Here is an 18,974-nt window from a genome sequence, read left to right as displayed (position 1 = left end):
AAATAGTAGTTATTTGCAGGAGAAGTCATCATAAGAATATAGGAGGATTTATACATGAAAAAACACTGGTCCAGATTTGCACTGATTCCCTTGCTCGCGGTGTCACTTACCGCACTCGCAGGTTGTGGGGGAAGCGATAAAGCAGCGAAGGAGAGCACATCCAGCGGTACAGACCCGATTACGTTTAGCTTCTTCGGAGCAGATACAAGCCCACAATGGAACGGAATGAAGGATGAAATAGGCAAGGAAATCACCAAGAAAACAGGTGTAACCTTGAATGCGGAATTTGATGTCAGCGGTGGAGGTGGAGATGACCGAATTGCTTTGATGGCAGCAAGTGGAGAATACCCGGACTTGGTTTCTCCTAAAGCGAATATTAATAAGCTTGTGGATGCGGGGGCCATGATTGATCTGACAGATCTGATCAACGATCACGCACCTAATCTCAAAAAGCTATATGGACCCTATATGGATCGTTTGAAATACAGTAATAAGGATCAATCCATCTATGTCCTTCCTACGTATGCAGGTGTGGGACAGGAAAGTTTTGACGCAACAGGGGGATTTGAAATTCAGCATAAGGTGCTCAAGGAGTTAGGTTATCCAAAGGTAAGAACGCTACAGGATTATGAAAACGTACTCAAAACCTATACTGCCAAGCATCCGACGATCAATGGCAAAAAAACAATCCCACTCACGCTGGATGCAGATGACTGGAGAATTATGATTACCGTAACGAATCCTGCCTTCCAGACGACTGGAGCGCCGGATGATGGTGAATATTTTATTGATCCCAAAACATTTGAAGCCAAACTTCATTACAAACGTCCAGAAGAAAAGGAATATTTTCGTTGGTTGAACCACATGTACAATGAAGGGCTGCTCGATAAAGATTCGTTTGTGCAAAAAAGTGATCAATACAAATCCAAAATTGCCAGCGGCCGTGTCCTCGGTCTGATTGACCAGGAGTGGGGGTATCAGGATGCTGAAAATGCATTAAAAGCGTCAGGTAAGGCTGATGCCAGCTACGCGCATTTTCCAGTTACACTTTCGGAGGAATACAAGGATCGTTCCTTTCAGGATATGGGCTTCGTGTCCGGTTATGGTGTAGGTATTACGGAAAATTGCAAGGACCCGGTGCGGGCTATAAAATTCCTTGATTATTTAGCTTCCGATGAAGGACAGGTGCTAGTGAACTGGGGGATCGAGGGCAAGCATTATGAGATCAAAGATGGCAAACGCATCATTCCGGCTGATGTGCTGGAGCAAAAAACGAACAATGCAACCAACTTCAGCAAATCCACGGGTATAGATTTGTACACGCTCATCAGCGGACACTATGGTGACGGCGTGAAGGACCCTACGGGTAACTACTATACTGCCAAATTCCCGGAGCAAATTATCGCGGCTTATTCGAAGCCGGAGAAAGAATCCCTTAAAGCATATGGCGTAAAAACGTGGAAAGATCTGTTCCCAGACAAGAAAGAATTTGATGTAAAGCCTTGGGGCGCAGCCTATAACCTGACAACAGACAATGAATCCAACTATAACGTTACATTCAAAAAAACGACCGACATTATCCGCAAACGTATACCCGAAGCTATTTTAGCACCAGCTTCCAATTTTGATACGGTATACGACAACATGATTAAAGAACTGGATGCCGCCGGAGCTGTCCAAATGGAACAGCAATACACGCAACTGGTGAAGGACAGAGTGGAGTTATGGAGCGGTAAGGCTTCTAAATAGCTGACTGCTTTTAACGAAATTTTGAATGCCGGAATGACAGAGCGCTTGTCCTTAAGGTCCATACGGGATTAGCGCTCTGTTTGATCTTGATGGGGGAGGGTTTGATATGACGAAAGGCGAAAGGCCACAGTCCCTGCGTTTATGGTATCGCCAGCCTGCTGAGGTATGGGAGGAAGCATTGCCAGTCGGCAATGGAAGGCTGGGAGCTATGGTATTTGGCGGAATCAGAGAGGAGCATTTGCAATTAAACGAGGATACGCTCTGGTCCGGGTTTCCCAGAGATGGCGTTCAGTATGATGTATTGCGATATTTGCAGCCTGCCAGAAAGTTGATTGCAGATGGAAAATACAAGGAAGCGGAACAACTGATTAATACGAATATGCTAGGTCGCGATACGGAAGCCTATCAGCCTTTGGGAGATTTGTGGATTACGCAGGAGGGCCTAGGGGAAATTGCACATTATGAACGGAAACTGGATTTGCTGACCGGAACCGCAGCCGTCACTTTTCAGAGTGATGGAGTCCGCTATACCCGTGAAGTTATCGCCAGTGCGCCAGATGGAATCATCATGGTGTCACTGACTGCGAATAAGCTTGGGAAGATCCATGCATCCGTGCGCATCACTTCCCCCCATCCTTGTGAAGACGAGGTTGGAGAGGATGTACATTTTGGTGATTCATCCAAATGGGATAGCGATAAAGAGGATGATCCATCCGAGGAGCCATCCGGGGACTTTATGACATTGACTGGACGAGCGCCCAGTCATGTGGAATCTAATTATCACGGTGATCATCCACAGTCTGTCGTTTATGAAAATGATTTGGGGATGGCTTTTGCAGTTCAGGCGAGGGTTATTCCCGAGGGAGGAACCTTGACGAAGGACACTGATGGTGCGCTGATCATCTCAGGCGCGGATAAAATCACGGTGTATTTGGCAGCAGCTACTGGATTTAGGGGATTTCACGCTATGCCGAATAGTGATGCAACGGAGTCAGCAGAAGCATGTCAAGTCATTTTAGACGGAGCAATTTCGCTGGGAACTGAGCAGGTGCGGCAACGCCATGAACAGGATCATCGAAAGCTGTTTGACCGCGTTGCATTAGAACTGGGAGGTGATACTCTAACCGACGAATTCGTTCTACCGACCGATCTGCGATTAGAACGTTATCAGAAAGGTCAGGCCGACCCGGGGCTGGAAGTGCTGTTATTTCAGTATGGCCGCTATTTGCTCATGGGTAGCTCGCGTCCGGGGAGTCAGCCTGCCAATCTTCAGGGCATCTGGAATGACCGGGTGCAGCCGCCGTGGAACAGTAATTATACAACCAATATTAATACTCAGATGAACTATTGGCCCGCAGAGGTATGCAATCTTGCCGAGTGCCATGAACCCTTGCTGCACATGATTGGAGAAGTGGCTCGTACGGGACGGAGGGTAGCCTCCATCCATTATGGTGCTCAAGGATGGGCGGCTCATCACAATGTAGATGTGTGGAGATACGCCGGACCTTCAGGGGGCCATGCCAGCTGGGCATTTTGGCCGCTTGGAGGTGTATGGCTAACTGCTCACCTATGGGAGCGCTATCTGTTCACCTTGGATACAGCCTATTTGGCAGAACAAGCTTATCCGCTCATGAAGGGGGCGGCAGCCTTTTGCATGGACTGGCTCGTAGAAGGCCCGGAGGGTCAGCTTGTGACGTACCCATCCACATCACCTGAAAATAAATTCAAAACGTCGGATGGCGAGGATTGCAGTATATCTATGGGCTCCACCATGGATATGACGCTGATTCGAGAGCTGTTGGGGAACTGCATTCAAGCTGCGGATCTGCTGGAATTAGACGATGAGTTCCGCAACCGCTGCGAGGAGACACGAGACAGATTAATGTCCTATCAAATTGGTCGCCACGGTCAGCTACAGGAATGGTTTGTCGATTTTGAGGAAGCGGAGCCTGGGCATCGACATGTTTCGCATCTATATGGGTTATATCCTGGTCGACAAATTCACATCCGTGATACCCCGGAGCTAGCTGAGGCGGCTCGCATATCGTTGCGTCGACGGCTTGATCACGGTGGTGGGCATACCGGATGGAGCTGTGCCTGGTTGATTAACCTGTATGCTCGACTGGAAGATGGCGACGCCGCACATCGGTATGTTCGCACGTTGCTGTCGCGATCAACCTATCCTAATTTATTTGACGCTCACCCGCCTTTTCAGATCGACGGTAATTTTGGTGCGACGGCGGGGATCGCAGAAATGCTGCTACAAAGCCGTCCGGGAGAGCTGACGTTACTGCCTGCCCTGCCAACGGCATGGCCGGAGGGACGGGTCAGTGGATTGAAGGGACATGGCGGGATGACGGTCGGCATGGAATGGTCCGGTTCCCGGCTTGTCCGTGCAGAACTGGCCACATCCATCTCAGCAGGAAGCTGCACGATTCGCAGTGCACATCCATTTAGCGCAGATGCTCGTCAGGCTCTGCCTGATCCTGAGCACGGAGGATTTATTTTGTCATGGATTTTTACCAAAGAACAGGAAATAACGAACGGGCATACGATTATAATTGAAGGAGAGGAATAGACAATATGACCATTTTTCAATTTCCGCAGGAATTTATGTGGGGCACCGCGACGGCAGCCTATCAAATCGAAGGAGCTTATGAGGAGGATGGGAGAGGCTTGTCGATCTGGGATACCTTTGCCCATACGCCTGGCAAAGTATTCAACGGTGATAACGGCAATGTAGCTTGTGACAGCTATCATCGCTACGAGGAAGATATCCGCCTAATGAAGGAGCTGGGCATTCGTACATACCGTTTTTCCGTGTCCTGGCCGCGTATATTTCCCAATGGTGACGGTGAAGTCAATCAAGAAGGATTGGACTATTATCATCGCGTAGTCGATTTGTTGAACGAAAACGGGATTGAACCGTTTTGTACACTGTACCATTGGGATCTGCCTCAAGCGCTTCAGGATGCTGGAGGATGGGAGAATCGTCACACGATTCAAGCATTTGTCCAGTATGCAGAAACGATGTTCCGCGAGTTCCACGGTAAAATACACCATTGGCTAACATTCAATGAACCATGGTGTATCGCCTTTTTATCCAATATGCTGGGTGTTCATGCCCCAGGTCTGACAAATCTTCAGACAGCCATTGATGTAGGACATCATCTGCTAGTTGCACATGGTCTTTCTGTGCGCCGCTTCCGTGAGCTGGGCACCAGTGGCCAGATCGGTATCGCTCCCAATGTCTCATGGGCTGTCCCTTACAGTACATCTGAGGAAGATAAAGCTGCTTGTGCGCGCACCATTTCCCTGCACAGTGACTGGTTTCTTCAACCTATTTATCAAGGCTCGTATCCTCAGTTTTTGGTAGACTGGTTCGCGGAGCAGGGAGCTACCGTGCCTATTCAGGATGGTGATATGGATATTATTGGCGAGCCTATTGATATGATCGGTATTAATTACTATAGTATGTCGGTTAATCGCTTTAATCCTGAAGCCGGGTTTCTTCAATCTGAAGAAATCAATATGGGGCTACCTGTAACAGATATCGGCTGGCCAGTGGAGTCGCGTGGGCTGTACGAGGTACTGCATTATTTGCAAAAATACGGTAACCTCGATATTTATATCACAGAGAATGGGGCTTGTATCAACGATGATGTCGTGAATGGCAAGGTTCAGGATGACCGTCGCATTTCGTATATGCAGCAGCATTTGGTGCAGGTACACCGGGCGATTCATGACGGCCTTCATGTCAAAGGATATATGGCATGGTCACTTATGGACAATTTTGAGTGGGCAGAGGGATATAATATGAGATTTGGCATGATTCATGTCGATTTTCGCACACAGGTCCGCACCCCGAAGGAAAGTTACTATTGGTATCGAAATATAGTAAGTAATAACTGGTTGGAGACCAGACGTTAAACGAAGAGCAATTTTTTTAAAAAATATAGCAAAGACGGATCTGTCTTCATTCCCTTTTGTTTGAATACTGGGTCTTCCGGGGTAATAATAGTCAGGATATGCAGAGGGTTGTTTCAGGTATGTAGAGACCAAAGGGAATAAAGAAGCAAGATGTGTGCATACTGACAAAAATACCGAACGAGGGCGTTAAAATTATTTTGGACCGAAGGGAGTGGAGGGGATGGCTGCAAATTTTAGAAAATCAGGATCAACTGACGGGCAGATGAGCCGTACGGTATCTGTTATCGCTTTGATCGCTTGTATTGCAGGTATTATCCTTATTTTGCTTGATATAGGAAATTTGACTGATCGAAATATATATTTAATGACAGGCATTGGCTGCGTTGTTGCCGGGATTTTTATTTTTCTCGTTGGGAAATCATTTGTCATTGCACGCAAGAAGGAAGACCAGGAAAACGGTCGCAGTTAATAAAATTAAAAATGATTTAAAGCAAATATATACTGAAAACAACAACGTGGGGCTTCGAGCAGTGTAGGATGATAACTGTAGGGAGTCCCGCTTTTTTCTTTAATATAACTTCTTTAAGATACACAAATAACGTTTTTAATATGTCATCTTTGAATTATAATATATTTTGAATTTGCAAGAGAAATTTTATTTTTAGAGATATTTTTCACAAAAATCGGACAAATAATCGACAATTCTGTTAACAATAAAAAAAGTGGCCGCTTTTCTGCTATCTTATATAGGGGCAACATTACAGGAGTTCGTTAAGTTTTGAGTAATTTATTATTTAAGGAGAGGGGAACAACATGAACAAAAAACCAAAAGCGATTATTGCGTTGGTTTTGACCGTGCTCACGGTAGCATTGCTCATTTGGACGTGTTTTTATGCTGGCGGAAAATACGTTGTTTTCGATCCGAAAGGACCCATTGGGCAAGCACAAAAAGAGCTGATCATTCTTACAACGGCATTGTCTGCGCTAATAATTGTACCGGTCATGATTTTGACTTTCTTCATCATTTGGCGGTATCGTGATACACCGACAAACAAGGTGAAGTACCAACCCCACTGGGATGACAGCAAAAAGCTGGAGACCACATGGTGGGCTATTCCAATTATCGTTATCTGTATTATTGCGGTTATTACTGCAAGATATACCTACTTGCTGGAGCCTTCCAAGCCGTTGGCAAGTACGCAAAAGCCAGTAACCATTCAAGTGACTTCACTGGACTGGAAATGGCTCTTTATGTACCCAGAGGAAGGTATAGCTACAGTTAACCAAGTTCACATTCCTAAAGGTGTTCCAGTCCGTTTTGAACTGACTGCTGACGCACCGATGAACTCGTTCTGGATTCCGCAATTGGGCGGACAAATCTACACCATGTCAGGCATGGCTATGAAACTGCATTTGCAGGCCGATCACGAAGGAACTTACTTTGGTTCGGGTGCAAACTTTAGCGGTGAGCATTTTGGACAAATGCGTTTTGATGTAGAGGTCCAGTCGGATGAAGAGTATAAAAACTGGGTCGCTGACATCAAGAAGCAGTCTAAGCCGCTGACGAAAGACGGCTATTTGGCGCTTGCAAAACCAGGTTTGTCCCAGCCTGATGAGTATTCTTCGATTCCAGATGGCTTGTTCAAAGAGATTGTCAACAAGTATGTAGTGGAAGGGGCTCCTAACCCCCATGCTGGACATGGCGGAGCTACATCCACAGAAGATTCAACCAAGTCCGGCACAGAAGATCATGCTGGAATGGACATGAGTCATATGAATATGAGCGGACACAATTAAATGATTATAAGGAAGGAGGCCCCCAATGCTTGACAAAATAAAAGAGTTTGCATCCACTTTCTTCGTTACTGGAGACCCAATGATCTATGGAGCGGACGTCTCCATCGCATTAGCGACGATCGGGATCGTGTTTGTGCTCACTTATTTCAAAAAATGGGGCTGGCTTTGGAAAAACTGGTTGACTACTGTTGACCATAAAAAAGTCGGTATTATGTATATTCTTGCGGCCATCTTGATGTTATTCCGCGGAGGCGTGGATGCATTATTGATGCGTGTTCAACTGGCTACACCGGATGTGACACTTCTGCATCCTGAGCATTACAATCAGATTTTCACAACTCACGGCACGATCATGATCCTGTTTATGGCGATGCCGTTGATGTTTGGTTTGTTTAATATCGCCGTACCCCTTCAAATTGGTGCGCGCGACGTTGCGTTTCCTTTCCTGAACGCATTGAGCTTTTGGCTTTTCTTTATGGGAGCGATGTTGTTCAACTTGTCCTTTGTTATCGGCGGTTCGCCAGATGCAGGGTGGTTGAGTTATCCACCGCTTTCAGAACTGCAATTTAGTCCTGGCGTCGGTCAGAACTTCTATATCTGGGGTATTCAGATTTCTGGTATAGGTTCATTGGCTACGGGGATCAATTTTATTGTGACCATTATTAAAATGCGTGCACCTGGTATGACTTGGATGAAAATGCCTGTCTTTACGTGGTCCGTATTTTCGTCATGTGTTATTATCATTTTCGCATTCCCGATTCTGACGGTTACTTTGGCATTGCTGTTCCTTGACCGCTTTGGAGGAGGACACTTCTTTACGCTTGATTTCGGCGGTAACCCGATGATGTATATCAACTTGATCTGGATGTGGGGTCACCCTGAGGTATACATTGTAGTTTTGCCTGCCTTCGGTATTTATTCCGAGGTCATCAGTGTATTCTCCAAAAAGAAATTGTTTGGCTACAAATCCATGGTTTACGCTATGTTCATGATTGCGATCCTGTCCTTCTTCACCTGGGCGCATCACTTCTTCACGATGGGATCAGGCGCAGATGTTAATGCATTCTTTGCGATTTCGACGATGGTTATCGCTATACCGACAGGGGTTAAAGTATTTAACTGGCTGTTCACGATGTATCGGGGTAAGATTACATTCAAGACCCCTATGATGTGGTCAATTGCTTTTATTCCGAACTTCTTGATTGCTGGTTTGACGGGCGTCATGTTGTCTGTAGCGCCTGCTGACTTCCAGTTCCATAACAGTTACTTCTTGATCGCTCACTTTCACTCCGCTCTGATTGGTGGTGTAGTGTTTGGTTACTTGGCAGGTCTGTACTATTGGTGGCCTAAAATGTTCGGTTTCACATTGCCTGAAACGCCTGGTAAATGGGCTTTCTGGTTCTGGAACATCGGTTTCTATGTATGTTTTATTCCACAATATTCTCTCGGTCTGATGGGTATGACGCGTCGTCTGAGCACTTATGGCTGGGATACCGGCTGGCAGCCGCTTAACCTCGTTTCGACCGTTGGGGCATTCCTGATGGGGATTGGGTTCTTGTTCCAGGTTCTTCAAATTCTTCTGGGCATCAAGAATTACCGCAAGCTGAAGGATACAACAGGCGACCCTTGGGGTGGCCATACGTTGGAATGGTCGATACCTTCACCTGCACCGGAATACAATTTTGCTACCATTCCACAAGTAGAAGAACGTGATGACTGGTGGGCAGAAAAAGATAAACGTGCAAAAGGTATTTTCAGAAAGCAACCGCCAATTGAAGCGATTCATATGCCGAAAAACTCGGCGATTCCATTCATTATGTCGGTATTCTTTTTCATTGCAGGTTTCGGGTTCGTATTCGGATGGTCGTTCTTCTATATTCCAGGGCTGATCGGTGTGGCAATTTGTATGATTTGCCGTTCGTTCTTCTCCTACGATGGCGACTACTATATCCCTGCGGATGAAGTAAAACGCACGGAAGCGGCAATAAGGGGGTCTGTATAATGGCACAAGCTGCAGCACATCACAGCCATGATCATGACCACGGGCATCACGATCCGCAAGAGCTGAAGATGCTTGGTTTTTGGATCTTCCTCGTAACGGACGTAATCCTGTTCAGTACCTTGTTCGCAACCTTCGTTGTCCTTCGGAATAACACGGCCGGAGGACCAGGTGGCGCAGAGCTGTTTAACATGACGGGCGTTATTATTGAAACGTTCCTCTTGCTCACGAGCAGCTTCACAAGTGGTCTGGCTGTGTTGGCTATGAACAAAGGAAGCATGAAGGGATTAATCAGCTGGTTAATCGTAACAGCGATCCTGGGTCTTGGTTTTATCGGTTTTGAAGTTTACGAGTTTGTTGAAATGGTACACGAAGGAGCCAATTTTGGAACCAGTGCGTTCTTGTCGGCATTCTTCACTCTAGTCGGAACGCACGGACTTCACGTTTCGTTAGGTCTGGTTTGGATGATTGGACTCATGTTCCAGTTGAAAAAACGCGGGCTTACACCAGAGACGAAGGGGAAAGTTTCGGCATTGAGCTTGTACTGGCACTTTTTGGACGCTGTCTGGATCTTCTTGCTGACAGTCGTCTATTTGATGGGGGTGATGTAGATGGCACAGCATCAATCAGGAGCGGGTTCGCATGGTCATGATGATTCTCACGGTTCAGTGAAATCCTATGTTATCGGGTTTATTCTGTCCATCGTACTGACCATCATTCCTCTCTTCGTGGTGATGAATCATATGTTGAGCCGCACTTCGACCATGGTTGTTATTTTAGCCGCGGCAGTGCTGCAATTTCTGGTTCAGCTTTTCTTCTTCATGCACATCCGTGAAAGCAATGGACCACGTTGGAATGTTATGACCTTGATTCTTGGTGTAGTGATCCTGTTGACCGTCGTTGGTGGTTCAGTATGGATTATGGAATACAACATGGTAGCACACTAAAAATCACACAAGTACAAACTAATTAGGAAAGAAGGAGCGGACTTAGAACCGCTTCTTCTTTTTTTGTGTTGCTTATTAAAATTAAAACTGTGGCTTCTTGAACTCAAGTTTACATATGTGTAAAATGGAATTGTATAACAGTAGAGTGAAAACGATAATACTAGTGGAGAGCGGAGGGAAAAGTAATGAACACAGAATTACTGTTTAAACCTTTTAAGGCAGGTAATTTAACTCTTCCCAATCGGATTGTTATGGCGCCAATGACACGAAATTTTTCTCCTCAAGGTATCCCAGGGCCTGACGTGGTGATGTATTATCGTCGGCGTGCAGAAAATGCGGTTGGTTTGATTATTACGGAGGGAACTGCTATTAATCATCCCGCAGCTGTAGAGCACACCAGCATTCCTAATTTTTATGGTGAGGGATTAAAGGGGTGGGCCAAGGTAGTCGAGGAGGTTCATGCGGTAGGTGGCAAGATTATACCGCAGCTCTGGCATGTGGGTACAGCTCGCCAAATAGGTGCGGATAACCAACCGAATCCCGAGGCATTGCCTGTCGGTCCGTCCGGTATTTCTCCTGCCGGTGAAAAGGTAGTTGAGCCGTTGACCGAGACCGAGATTGCTGATATTATCGCAGCCTATGCTCAGGCCGCTGCCGATGCCCAGCGAGTGGGTTTTGACGGTATTGAGCTCCATGGAGCACATGGCTATTTAATTGATCAGTTTTTCTGGGACAAAACGAATAAGCGTACCGATCAATATGGAGGCAATCTGGTCCAGCGTACTCGGTTTGCGGTGGAGGTCATTGAGGCTTGTCGTCGTGCAGTAGGGCCGGATTTCCCAATTATACTGCGATTCTCCCAGTGGAAGATGTACCACTATGAAGAAAAGCTGGCACAGACACCTCAGGAACTTGAACAGTTTCTCGCTCCATTAGTGAAGGCAGGAGTGGATGTATTCCATTGCTCAAGCCGCCGTTTTTGGGAACCGGAATTTGAAGGGTCCGATCTAAACCTGGCAGCTTGGACGAAAAAGATAACAGGTAAGCCAGTTATTACTGTAGGCTCCATTGGCTTGGAGAAGGCGTTTTTGAGTGATTTTGAAAAAAATAATAATCGTCAAACCGAACAATCCAGTAGTGTAGAGGCAAGATTAGAACAACTCGTGGGGCAAGTAGAACGAGAGGAAGCTGATCTGGTTGCGGTTGGACGTGCTTTGCTGGTTGATCCAGCGTTTGCGGTGAAGTTACGTGATCAACAAATAGAAGAAATTATTCCTTACAGTGATGAAGTATTAAAGACGCTGAATTAAGCTTTATGTACTGTAAAGCTATAGCGTTAGGCAAGCATTTGAGACTTGGAAGTCTTCTGTTACAGGGCAAGCTGTAATATAAGCTATTCGTAAACTCTACGAATTTGCTATAATAGGAGCATCAAGTCGAAATACACGGGGTGAAAAGGATGAATTCTGAAACGGAAGCTTTGGATTGCGAGCCGGCTTGTCACGGTTCAGATCAGGAAATCGAGCGCATAAAATCTTCCCTTGTTGAGGATTCCATCGCATACAAAATGTCGGAGCTGTTTAAAGCTTTGGGTGACCCGACACGAATCAAGCTGATTTATGCCCTGGCACAAAAAGAACTGTGTGTTCATGATCTGACCCAGGTGCTCAATATGGGACAATCTGCGGTATCCCACCAGCTTCGTTATTTGCGCAACCTGCGTATTGTCAAACGACGCAAAGAAGGCAAAACGGTGTTTTATTCACTGGATGATAATCATGTGGAGCAGATCTTTTTGCAAACCCATCAACACATATCACATCAATAATCTTTTGGGATAAAACAACAGAGGGCGCCAAGCGATTGGCGCTCTTTTGGCGTTTGTCCGTTGAAGTCGATTTTTTTGTTAAAAAGGGCTAGATGTCATTGACTTTTGACCCTGATCCTGAATATAATGACCTTAATAAATAATATATGAACAGTTGCTCATATATAGTTAATTGGAGGCCAATGATTATGGATGCTCTAAAAAGAACGGAACGGCATGAATGGATTTTGGAAGGTTTGGATTGCGCCAACTGTGCGCTCAAGATTGAAAATGGAGTCAGTAAAATAGAAGGGGTCATGGATTGCTCGGTCAATTTTGTTACGAAAACGTTGACGATGACCACAAGTTCGGATCAAAAAGAAGAGGTTTTTCGCCAGACGGAACGGAAGGTTCATAGACTTGAGCCACATGTTCGGATGGTGGTAAAAAGTGCCCGGGGCCACCTACATGAAGACAGTCGAAGCCATGCTGGTGCAGTACAATCAGATAGCGTAGAGGATTGTGCATGCGGTCATGAGCATAATGATGAAGGTGAAGGACATACACACGAGCATCACAACCACCATGCAGAGCACAAACATGGTGAATCCACCCATGCTCATTCACATTCGCATGGAGATGATAGCCACGCTGGGCATACGCATGATCACGGTACGGACGGTATGCGCCGCATGATTGCGCGTTTGGCTATTGGTGCGGTCGTTGCGGCTGTTGCCTGGTGGTTACCTGTCGAAGGTGTAGGCAAGCTGGCCCTATTTTTACTGGCATATATCATCGTTGGCGGTGATGTTGTCTTGCAGGCTGCACGCAGTCTGGTGCGTGGAATGGCCTTTGACGAGTACTTCCTGATGACGCTGGCTACTGTTGGTGCATTTGCGATTGGGGAATACCCGGAAGGCGTAGCTGTCATGTTCTTTTATCAAATCGGAGAACTGTTTCAAGGTGTTGCAGTTAACCGTTCACGTAAATCCATCAGTGATCTGATGGATATTAGACCGGACTATGCGAACCTGAAGACGGCTGAGTCCGTACGGAGAGTGTCTCCAGAAGACGTTCGCATTGGGGATTTGATTGTGATTAAGCCAGGCGAGAAGATCCCGCTGGACGGTAAAGTTGTAGATGGTAAATCGCATGTGGATACCTCTGCGTTGACTGGTGAATCGGTGCCTCGTACTGTGGAGCCGGGAAGTAGCGTGTTGAGTGGATTTATCAATACGAACGGGCTTCTAACGGTAGAGGTTAGCAAAGAGTTTAGTGAATCCGCGGTCTCTAAAATTTTGGAATTAGTGCAAAATGCGAGTGCCAAAAAAGCGCCGACTGAAAAGTTTATCACGAAATTTTCCAGATACTATACTCCCGTAGTGGTTATTGTAGCGCTGTTGTTGGCGGTTGTTCCACCGCTTGTTGTGCCAGGTGCACAATTTGCAGATTGGGTGTACCGTGCGCTTGTTTTCCTCGTTATTTCTTGTCCATGTGCGCTGGTAGTATCTATTCCATTGGGCTTCTTTGGGGGAATCGGGGCAGCCTCCCGTTCAGGTATTCTGATCAAGGGCGGGAATTATCTTGAAGCTCTGAATCATGTAAAATACGCTGTTTTTGATAAAACAGGCACACTCACCAAAGGTGTTTTCCGTGTAACAGGGATTTATCCTGCCGGGGATTTTACAAACGAAACCCTGCTCGAAACCGCCGCTTTGGCGGAGCTGCATTCGACACATCCTATTGCTGCATCTTTGCGTGAATCCTACGGTAAAGAACTCAGAGCAGAACGGGTTCAGCAGTATAGTGAAATATCCGGTCACGGGATTCAGGCACAAATAGATGGTCGTCTGGTATCAGCCGGGAACGCCAAGCTGATGGAGCGGGAACATGTTGCTTTTAACGTGGCGCAGCAAGCAGGGACGCTGGATGAAGGAACGGTCGTACATGTGGCGGTAGACGGAACGTATGCCGGGTGCATTCTGATTTCAGATGAGGTTAAGGAAGACGCAGCCCAAACGGTTACTTCACTGAAAAAGTTGGGTGTGGTGAAAACCATCATGCTGACGGGTGACAATCGGACAGTTGCCGAGGCTGTAGGACGACAGCTGGGTTTGGATGAAGTAAGGGCAGAGCTGTTACCTCAGCACAAAGCCGAAGCCATCGAGCAGTTGTCTGCAAGTAAAAAAACGAGCGACAAAATTTTGTTCGTGGGCGATGGAATCAATGATACACCCGTACTGGCGCTGGCCGATGTCGGTGTAGCGATGGGTGGCTTGGGTTCGGACGCTGCGATTGAGGCGGCAGATATCGTAATCATGAACGACGAGCCTTCAAGGCTGGTTACGGCCATCCATATCGCCAAGCGCACACGTCGTATCGTATGGCAAAACATCATTTTTGCACTAGGTGTCAAAGCTGTGTTTCTTACGCTGGGAGCATTCGGTATTGCTACGATGTGGGAGGCTGTATTTTCCGATGTAGGTGTAACATTGCTAGCCGTATTGAATGTGATGCGTGTATTGAAGGTTCGTTCTTACGAGTAAAAAATAAACACCCCCGGGTTAACATCGGATGTAGGCATCCTGTGAAAACCGGGGGTGTTTATTTTATAGGTTCCTTTTTCGAGTGGTCTTGTACCAGCAGTATAGAGATTACTTGTGGGTTGTAGGGGAGCTGTGCCCAGATGTATAAATGCGTGGCGTGCCTAATACGTTAAGGTAGGGGCTTTACAAGTAAGGCCCATGTAAGATTCGGTTGCTCCATTATGAGTAAGCGTTTTCCTTATTTGGAGGGGTACTCAAATTCGTGTGTGCCAACTTGCTGACGGAAGAAAGGATGGATTAATAGCATGGAGGCTAAACTGATGCATGTATTCGCAGAGCTGTTGGGCGGCAAAAACAGCCGGGATCTCAAAGATCCAGAGTCGGTTATGGAGACTGCTGCACAGAGGTTGGCTATGGAGACGCTAAGGGCAGGCAGCCATGAAGTATCTGCTACGCAGGGGGAAGATCCGTTGGGCTGGCTGGTTGGTTTAGCTGAGCAGGGCGTAATCAGCCGAGCGGAGGCTTTGATGGCTGCGAATCCCGAATTACTTGGGGAAACGATGCTGAATAGCGGCAACGATATTGGGCAAGCAATGGGTACACTCCTAAAATGGAGCGATGAATACAGACGTACCTTCATACGGATTTATGCCGATGCTCCTACAAGTATGAGTCGTATAAGTACAGAGACAGCATCAGAAATAGGCAGTTTCGACGGTTATAGTCTTCTGCATGGCCCCTTGTCACAGGCCTCTGGCCGCGTTGGGGAATTATGCTATGCCTATCTGGACGTAGCTGAGTCTGGACAGACGATTCATGCCCCTGACGGGGAGCCCGACCCCATCCTTATTCCCGGCTCTCGTGCATCTGACACGTACAAAACCTTTAACCAGGCATCTGGCCTGCCTGGATTGTGTGAGCATTTGTCCCGCCGGATTATCAGCTTGCTGGAAACAGAGTATGAAGGCTTATTCGAGTCTCTGAACGGATCGCCACTCACTGTTGCCCTAATGGAGCAGAACAATGCAGTGGGTATTGGCAGCTTGCAAGATATGCAGCTGGAGGCATTACTGCGTGCGGCGTTGCGGAGCGTGCGGCAGGGGGGAGAACCCAAGCTGGAGATTATGGTACGCAATCCGGCTGACGTGGACGAATTCCGGGCAACCCGAGACTGGATTGACGGCGTTGCGGAGCAGACCTTATGCGGACGTCTTCGGTGCATTCCATATCGGGTAGGCGTGCTTTTGACAGTTGCCCCGTCTTTGGTGCCTAACATAAGCCCAACATGGAACAAGGAAGCCGCACGGTCGGAGGAGTCAGCCAACCCCAATAACATATCCAAAGTGGGTGCACGACATATCAAGCAGGTGGCTCAAGCTGCAGATCTGACACGTTTTGCCGATACGGTCATTTTAGAAGTCATACCAACTCCATCCGATGATATTAGGACTGAGGATCAGTTGATTCCACCCGGTGTCGATGGTCATGAGAATACTAGTGATACGATAAAATGCATAATGGAAGCTGTTCGACGTGTAAAGCCCGAGCTTCCTTTATGGGTAGCAATAGATGAAATTAACCAGTCTCTGGATGGGATTTCGATCTGGGAGAATGAGCTGACGGGGGTCATTTGCCCGGACACAGCAGTTCCCGCCGCACGCCTTGCAGCTGCGCGTTTGGGACTGCAACAGCTCGCAGATCGTCAGCGCACTTCTGGGGCTGCACACAACCATGCGTGGAAGTTTCCTTTAGCCTGAAGATAACCTAAATTCATGTAATAGAGGATTTTGCAAAAATCCAATAAGCGATTTTCAAAGAACAAAATATAGATCGAAATGGCCTAGTTCGTCTATATATTACACTTTGGAGCGACTGGAATCGACTTTTGCAAATCCTGAATCGGATGCTCTAAATATGGAGGATACCTGCAGTGTTTGCGCGGGTATCTTTTTTTATTTAGACCATTGCTGGTTTACAAGTGGAAAAGAAAAGGTATATAATAAAACAAAAGTTTCTCTAAACCAAAATAATTGTATAGACGCAAAAATGATTATCATTCTCATTTGCTAAACATGCTGCTTCGGGCTTCCCGAAGCAGCATGTGCTATTTTAGGGCACTTAACAATGGATATCATTCTCAATGAGATGCTAGTACAAGGAACAAAATATGGAAAGGAACGTGACATGATGCAAGCTGTTCAACGATTACAAGATACATTGTCTCCCTCTAACCGAACCCTTTCAAAAAACAGTGGCAGCGGACGACCCGGTCCGAATCGTAAGCCGCAATTTCAGCTTAAAAGTATGCTGAAAAACAAGGAGATGCAAGCTGCTCTAGGTAGTGGATTGCTGATGTTGATGGCATGGGGAGTCTCACATTGGTGGCAATGGCTATCGGTCATTCTGTATGTGGTGTCCTATGCCCTTGGGGGCTGGTCCAAAGCCAGGGAAGGAGTCGAAACACTGATCCGAGAACATGATCTGGATGTTAACCTGCTCATGATTGCTGCCTCCCTAGGAGCTGCGGCCATTGGCTATTGGAATGAAGGAGCCATGCTGATCTTTATTTTTGCACTCAGCGGTGCGCTGGAGAGCTATACCACCGAGCGTAGTAGTAAGGATATTTCTGAGCTTATGGCGTTGAAGCCGGAAACGGCTTTGCGCTTGTCTCGCGAGGGGACCGAAACGGTCGGCATTGAGCAGCTGTTGCCAGGCGACCTGCTGCTGGTGAAGCCGGGCGAACTGATTCCGGCGGACGGCCGAATCTCTAAGGGCGTTTCGGCAGTGAATCAGGCATCGATTACCGGTGAATCTATTCCGGTAAATAAGGTGGAAGGTGACGAGGTATATGCGGGCACCATTAATGGAGAAGGGGTGCTATATGTGGAGGTTAGTCAGTCCTCAGAGAACACTTTATTTTCGAAAATCATTCGTATGGTGGAAGAGGCTCAGACCGAAGTTCCTGATTCCCAGCGTTTTATTAAAACGTTCGAATCGGTGTACGCTCGAATTGTTGTTGCTGTCACGCTGATCGTCATTGCCGGTGCACCCATAGCATTAGGCTGGACGTGGGCAGCAGCGTTTTACAAGGCTATGGTGTTCCTCGTCGTGGCCTCCCCCTGTGCGCTCGTATCATCCATTATGCCAGTAATGCTATCGGCCATTTCCAACCGTGCCCGACGGGGCATCCTGTTCAAAGGTGGTGCACATGTGGAGAATATGGCATTGACTTCTGTTGTTGCTTTTGACAAAACAGGCACGTTAACGATGGGGTCACCTGTCGTCACGGATTGGATTACCGCCGCAGAATACGATGCCGATGAGTTATTGCATATGGTCGCCACAATTGAAAGCTATTCTTTGCATCCACTGGCGCGAGCGATTGTAGCCAAAGCCGAAGCTGATTTGGGACAGAGAGATCTTCTTCCAACCGAAGAAGTGCAGGCACTCACCGGATGGGGAATGGAAGGCATCATAGGTGGGGTGAAGTGGAAAATTGGGCGTACAAATGTACTGGATGAACCTGGTTCTCTGGCAGAGCCAAAGTGGATGGAGAGTCGGGCCCGGCTGGAAGCTGAGGGCAAAACCGTATCCATCATCCTCGCGAATGATCGGATTGCCGGAATGCTGGCACTACGCGACGAGCTGCGTCCGCAGGCCCAAGAGTCCGTGAAACGACTGCAAGCGCAGGGTATCCGGGTTGTCATGCTAACCGGGGACCGTCCAGAAACGGCCGCTGTGATCGCGGCGCAGGCCGGAGTTGACGCCGTGTATGCTGGCTTAATGCCGGAGGACAAAGTCAGCCATATTCGCATGCTGCGGGAGCAGTACGGGCATGTCGTCATGGTCGGCGACGGTGTGAACGACGCTCCTGCGTTGACAGCGGCAACCGTAGGACTAGGCATGGGGATGCATGGCAGCGGAGCCGCACTGGAGGTCGCAGACGTTGTGCTGATGAACGATGGAATCGAGGAGATTGCTCCGACGGTAGCACTGGCCCGCAAGGCGCAGCGGGTGGTTAAACAAAATATGATCTTTGCGGTAAGTGTCATTTTGCTGCTTGTGATCAGCAACTTTGTGCAAGATATAGCCCTGCCATTTGGGGTTATTGGGCATGAAGGTAGCACATTACTGGTTATTTTGAATGGCCTGCGCTTATTACGGTCATAGGGCTAATAATCACAAGAAGGAGCATTCAT

General features: G+C 47.3%; 13 protein-coding genes. All 13 read left to right on the top strand.

Going from position 1 to position 18,974, the window contains the following annotated elements:
- Positions 1 to 54: 54 nt before the first annotated feature.
- Positions 55 to 1,749 carry an ABC transporter substrate-binding protein gene (locus MKY98_RS22020; RefSeq protein WP_039273751.1) on the top strand — a complete coding sequence of 565 codons (1,695 nt, stop codon included), beginning with the start codon at positions 55 to 57 and terminating at the stop codon, positions 1,747 to 1,749.
- 106 nt (positions 1,750 to 1,855) lie between these two features.
- A complete protein-coding gene (locus tag MKY98_RS22015) occupies positions 1,856 to 4,327 on the top strand; it encodes a glycoside hydrolase family 95 protein (protein WP_069011658.1) in 2,472 nt (823 codons plus the stop codon).
- A gap of 5 nt (positions 4,328 to 4,332) precedes the next feature.
- Positions 4,333 to 5,679 carry a GH1 family beta-glucosidase gene (locus MKY98_RS22010; protein ID WP_069011659.1) on the top strand — a complete coding sequence of 449 codons (1,347 nt, stop codon included), beginning with the start codon at positions 4,333 to 4,335 and terminating at the stop codon, positions 5,677 to 5,679.
- Between the two features lie 220 nt (positions 5,680 to 5,899).
- On the top strand, positions 5,900 to 6,148 hold the full coding sequence (locus MKY98_RS22005) for a hypothetical protein (RefSeq protein WP_029519233.1): 249 nt from the start codon (positions 5,900 to 5,902) through the stop codon (positions 6,146 to 6,148).
- Between the two features lie 344 nt (positions 6,149 to 6,492).
- On the top strand, positions 6,493 to 7,476 hold the full coding sequence (gene cyoA / locus MKY98_RS22000) for a ubiquinol oxidase subunit II (protein ID WP_029519232.1): 984 nt from the start codon (positions 6,493 to 6,495) through the stop codon (positions 7,474 to 7,476).
- A 25-nt stretch (positions 7,477 to 7,501) separates the two neighbouring features.
- A complete protein-coding gene (locus MKY98_RS21995; RefSeq protein WP_025723659.1) occupies positions 7,502 to 9,478 on the top strand; it encodes a cbb3-type cytochrome c oxidase subunit I in 1,977 nt (658 codons plus the stop codon).
- On the top strand, positions 9,478 to 10,086 hold the full coding sequence (gene cyoC / locus MKY98_RS21990; protein ID WP_013373104.1) for a cytochrome o ubiquinol oxidase subunit III: 609 nt from the start codon (positions 9,478 to 9,480) through the stop codon (positions 10,084 to 10,086). Before MKY98_RS21995 ends, cyoC begins: the two co-directional genes overlap by 1 nt.
- On the top strand, positions 10,087 to 10,422 hold the full coding sequence (gene cyoD, locus MKY98_RS21985) for a cytochrome o ubiquinol oxidase subunit IV (protein ID WP_029519230.1): 336 nt from the start codon (positions 10,087 to 10,089) through the stop codon (positions 10,420 to 10,422).
- A 185-nt stretch (positions 10,423 to 10,607) separates the two neighbouring features.
- Positions 10,608 to 11,732, top strand: coding sequence for an NADH:flavin oxidoreductase (locus tag MKY98_RS21980; RefSeq protein ID WP_069011661.1), 1,125 nt, complete (start codon positions 10,608 to 10,610; stop codon positions 11,730 to 11,732).
- Positions 11,733 to 11,881: 149 nt separating this feature from the next.
- Complete coding sequence (locus MKY98_RS21975; RefSeq protein WP_007432172.1) at positions 11,882 to 12,250, top strand: ArsR/SmtB family transcription factor; 369 nt, start codon at positions 11,882 to 11,884, stop codon at positions 12,248 to 12,250.
- Positions 12,251 to 12,438: 188 nt separating this feature from the next.
- Positions 12,439 to 14,775, top strand: coding sequence for a heavy metal translocating P-type ATPase (locus tag MKY98_RS21970; RefSeq protein WP_208332610.1), 2,337 nt, complete (start codon positions 12,439 to 12,441; stop codon positions 14,773 to 14,775).
- Between the two features lie 305 nt (positions 14,776 to 15,080).
- Positions 15,081 to 16,532, top strand: coding sequence for a PEP-utilizing protein (locus MKY98_RS21965; RefSeq protein WP_069012756.1), 1,452 nt, complete (start codon positions 15,081 to 15,083; stop codon positions 16,530 to 16,532).
- A gap of 430 nt (positions 16,533 to 16,962) precedes the next feature.
- Positions 16,963 to 18,945, top strand: a complete 1,983-nt coding sequence (locus MKY98_RS21960) for a heavy metal translocating P-type ATPase (RefSeq protein WP_049817084.1) — start codon at positions 16,963 to 16,965, stop codon at positions 18,943 to 18,945.
- Positions 18,946 to 18,974: the final 29 nt, after the last annotated feature.

Origin of the sequence: Paenibacillus sp. FSL M8-0228, from assembly GCF_038007385.1 — a bacterium.
GTDB classification, from domain to species: domain Bacteria; phylum Bacillota; class Bacilli; order Paenibacillales; family Paenibacillaceae; genus Paenibacillus; species Paenibacillus polymyxa_D.
The sequence above is the reverse complement of the archived record's forward strand: the minus strand, read 5'-3'. Positions and strand labels throughout refer to the sequence as shown.